The sequence below is a fragment of the Haladaptatus sp. genome, from assembly GCF_049589095.1.
Taxonomy (GTDB): domain Archaea; phylum Halobacteriota; class Halobacteria; order Halobacteriales; family Haladaptataceae; genus Haladaptatus.
Genome location: NZ_JBAWAC010000465.1, coordinates 1 through 3,075, shown reverse-complemented (window position 1 = coordinate 3,075; position 3,075 = coordinate 1). Strand labels below are relative to the sequence as shown.

The following is a 3,075-nucleotide window of genomic DNA, read 5'->3' as shown; positions in this document are numbered from 1 at the left end:
AGCCAGCGAAGAAAACGGTTGCAGTCAGTATCGAAGTGAGTCGGGCGAAATGCCGACGAATCCGGCGCTCACGTCCCACAGACGGGTTCGTACGGTCGCATCGTGTGATTCGTCGGAGGATTCGGCGACGTCGCCGTCGGTGAAGTATTCGCCCGTCACGCCGTCGTACTCGGGCGACGCGGCGGCGCGGATGACGGTTTCGGCACCCTCCTCGACACTCTTCGTGAACGGCAGAGGAAGGATCGAGAACAGGCCGAGCGTCAGTCGCCCGCGAATCGACGCCCCGCGCGTGAACGCGGTTTCGGGCACGAACCCGGGGTTGGCCGTGGTTGCGGTCACGCCAGTTCCGTCCAGTCGTCGCGCCAGTTCGTAGGTGAAGAGGACGTTCGCCAATTTGGACTGGCTGTAGGCCGCCATGTCCTCGTAATCGCGCTCGCGTTCCAAATCGGCGAAGTCGATGGTGCCCCTCTCGTGCAGTTCCGAGGTCGTCGTGACGACGCGGGCAGGTGCGCTTTCGACCAGCAGGTCGATCAGCAGATGCGTGAGCAAGAAGGGCGCGAGGTGGTTGATGGCGAACGTGGCTTCGATGCCGTCCACGGTCTCCGTTCGCCGGTTTCGGAACGTCCCCGCGTTGTTAACCAGCAGGTCGAGGCGGTCGTGGCGGTCCTCGAACTCCGCCGCGAGGTTCCGGACGTTGTCTTGGGACGCGAGGTCCCCGACGTACAGTTCGGCCCACCCGTCGCCGTTCCGGGCCTCGATTTCCTTCGCGACTTTTCGCCCGCGTTTGCGATTCCTGCCGACGATGGCGACTGACGCGCCGTAATCCGCTAGTTTGAGTGCGGTTTCGCGGCCGATACCGCTGGTGCCGCCGGTGACGAGGGCCACATGATTTCTGAGGTCGGGTCGAGTGGACATTATTGGGTGGAGGGAGCGTGAGGGGAAGTCAGTGGTGGAACTCTCGACACGACATACTCTCAGCCATTTTCACCGAACGACAGTTGTTACCACAGGACAAATATCAACCATGGGGGAGCCAAACGACGAGTTCGATCCGGAGGAACGTGATGCCCGCGACGTCGCCGCGAAAGCGGGAGAGGAGCGCTCGGAATTCATGTCGCTGATGCCGCACTACTACCGGGGCGAGGTATCGCAGATGTCCACGCGACTGGACAGGTTGGACCTCACCATCGATTGGGCCATCGCGGTCATCGCGGCGTTATTGGCGCTGTCGTTCCAGAGCACGAACAGTCCGCCGTACTTCCTGCTGATCGGGATGTTCGCGCTGGTGATGTTCCTGCTGTTCGACGTGCGCCGGTATCGCACCTACGACGCGACGCGGTCGCGGGTGCGGATGATCGAGGAGAACGTGTTCGCCAACGCGTTCGACCCGGAGGGGGCGATCCACCGCGACTGGCGGGAAAAGTTGGGCCACGACCTTCGAGAGCCGACGCTGAAGGTCTCGCTGTGGGAGGCGCTGTCGCGTCGGCTCAAACACGTCTACTTCCCGCTGGAGACGGTGCTGGTTGTAGCGTGGTTGTTCCGCATCACGGCCTTCGTCCCGAAGGAGACGCCGGTCGAGACCGCCGCCGTTCCCGGGATTTCGGGGGAGTTTGTCATCGGCGGCGTGCTCTGTTTCTACGTCGCCACCGCACTGCTGACGTTCTGGCCGACGCGGCGGGAAGCCAAGGGCGAGTTCCACGGCGAGGAACCCGGCGAGTGGAAGGTCGAAAAGTGATGAATCCGTTACCGAGGATCCATCGGTTCACGTGACGTTCTTCGGGCCGCGAGACCCACGATTTCGAACAAGGATTAACAGTCGGGTCGCCGTACTGTATTCACAGTGCTCACTTCGATAAAAGCGGTGTTCTGGAACGGGACGGACCGGCGGCTTCGGCTCCCATGGCGGTTCGTCGTTGCCGGAATCGTCCTCGGAATCCTCTCGTTCGGGGTGATACTCGCGTTCAGGCCGATTCTCCGCCCCGTATTCGTCGGATTGGGACTCGGATCGTTCGGGCCAGGGGGACGGTTGTTGGTCCGGGTCGTCGTCGAACTGATCGTGGTGTGTTCGTTCACGTACCTCGTCGGGCGGTTTCTCGACCGCCGCCGGTTCGCCGACTTTGGGTTTCATCTCTCGCGGTCGTGGTGGCTGGACTTCGGGTTCGGCCTCGTCCTCGGCGTGGCGCTCATGACCGCGATATTTTTCGCCGAAGTCGCGTTCGGTTGGGTTCGAGTCGTCGGCTATCTCCGAACTGCACCGAACGTGTCGTTCGTCGGCGCGTTCGTCCTTTCGATACCCCTCTTCGTCTTCGTCGGTATCAGCGAGGAGTTGCTGATACGCGGCTACCTGCTGACGAACCTCGCCGAGGGGTTCCGCTGGTTTCGGTGGGTATCCGCGGACGCGGCGGTTGCGGCCGCGACGCTCTGTTCGTCGGTGGTGTTCGGCGTCCTGCACGTCTTCAATCCGAACGCGACGCTCACGAGTACGCTCGTCATCGTCCTCGCCGGCGTCATGCTCGCGTCCGGGTACGTGCTCACCGGAGAGTTGGGTATCTCAATCGGGTTGCACATCTCGTGGAACTTCTTCCAGACGAGCGTGTACGGGTTTTCGGTGAGCGGCCTTCGACTCCCGGTGACGCTCGTCGCCACCCGGCAGGTCGGTCCGCGCGTCGTCACCGGCGGACCGTTCGGTCCGGAGGCGGGCCTCGTCGGCGTCGCCGCGATCTGTCTCGGCGTGGCGGCCATCGTCTGGTGGGTTCGGTTACGCGGGACGGACGGGGCGATTTCGTCCGTCTCGACCCCCGAACTCCGCTGAACGGCTCAGACGCCCGGAATCCCCAGCGCGCCCGACGTGATGATGTCGAACAGCGCGAAGATGTAGAGGACGATTGCGGCCGCGAACCACGCGACCAGTCCGATAACGATGGCCGTCCCCCAGCCACCGGGATAGCGCCAGTTGATGACGCCGATCCACGCGATGAGCGCGAGCAGCGCGCCGATGATGGGAATCCACCCGACGAAGAAACTGATGATACCCCACACTATCGACCCGATGAGTGCGGTGATGATGGCGTGACC

General features: G+C 63.1%; 4 protein-coding genes. 2 read left to right on the top strand and 2 right to left on the bottom strand.

Going from position 1 to position 3,075, the window contains the following annotated elements; genetic code table 11:
• Positions 1–24: 24 nt before the first annotated feature.
• The gene (locus WBV42_RS14535) at positions 25–915 is read right to left on the bottom strand and encodes an SDR family oxidoreductase (RefSeq protein ID WP_423986669.1); all 891 of its coding nucleotides are present in this window, start codon (positions 913–915) and stop codon (positions 25–27) included.
• Between the two features lie 109 nt (positions 916–1,024).
• On the opposite strand from WBV42_RS14535, the gene WBV42_RS14530 reads away from it, so the two are divergent.
• Both WBV42_RS14530 and WBV42_RS14525 read left to right on the top strand, forming a co-directional pair.
• The gene (locus WBV42_RS14530; RefSeq protein ID WP_423986668.1) at positions 1,025–1,735 is read left to right on the top strand and encodes a DUF2270 domain-containing protein; all 711 of its coding nucleotides are present in this window, start codon (positions 1,025–1,027) and stop codon (positions 1,733–1,735) included.
• A 105-nt stretch (positions 1,736–1,840) separates the two neighbouring features.
• Positions 1,841–2,812, top strand: coding sequence for a lysostaphin resistance A-like protein (locus WBV42_RS14525; RefSeq protein WP_423986667.1), 972 nt, complete (start codon positions 1,841–1,843; stop codon positions 2,810–2,812).
• A 5-nt stretch (positions 2,813–2,817) separates the two neighbouring features.
• On the opposite strand, the gene WBV42_RS14520 is transcribed toward WBV42_RS14525, so the two are convergent.
• On the bottom strand, positions 2,818–3,075 hold a 258-nt coding region (locus WBV42_RS14520), incomplete at its 5' end, for a hypothetical protein (RefSeq protein ID WP_423986666.1).

Excerpts from the sequence above, each read along its gene's own strand:
- WBV42_RS14535 (WP_423986669.1), bottom strand. The coding sequence starts at position 915 with ATGTCCACTCGACCCGACCTCAGAAATCATGTGGCCCTCGTCACCGGC.
- WBV42_RS14530 (WP_423986668.1), top strand. The coding sequence starts at position 1,025 with ATGGGGGAGCCAAACGACGAGTTCGATCCGGAGGAACGTGATGCCCGC.